This window comes from Thermococcus sp. MAR1, from assembly GCF_012027305.1.
Taxonomy (GTDB): domain Archaea; phylum Methanobacteriota_B; class Thermococci; order Thermococcales; family Thermococcaceae; genus Thermococcus.
In genome coordinates this window covers 1-394 of the sequence record NZ_SNUF01000040.1, presented here as the reverse complement: position 1 = coordinate 394, position 394 = coordinate 1, and the positions used below count along the sequence as shown (strand labels likewise).

General features: G+C 36.8%; 1 protein-coding gene. It reads left to right on the top strand.

Annotated features, from left to right (window positions below):
- Nucleotides 1-394 (top strand): TonB-dependent receptor domain-containing protein (locus E3E25_RS11445; protein WP_206204742.1); only part of this gene is annotated, 394 nt, incomplete at both ends.

The window sequence follows — 394 nt, the reverse complement described above, 5'->3', positions numbered from 1 at the left end:
CAGGTATAAGTTACAGGCATCTTTCTTTGAATGAGGATATTTTTTTTACAGCAAATCCATTAAACAGAACCTTTGCAGGTAAGTATAAAAGAACTGAAAATATCCCTGGCATTTTTGCAGAAAACATATTTAACTGGAAGGGTGATAAGTTGGTTTGGATTACCGGCATCCGTGCAGATTTTCATAATCAGTTCGGCACTTATATTACCCCAAGAACTTTGCTTAAATATGAAACAAAAGAAGGTTCAACCTTCAGGTCATCCGTAGGTACCGGATGGAGAACCGTAAATCTGTTTAGTGAAAACATCGGCTTGCTGGTTAGCTCAAGAGATATAGTTTTTACAGAACAATTACGACCGGAAAGAGCCTTAAATTTTGGTGCAAATTTTACTCA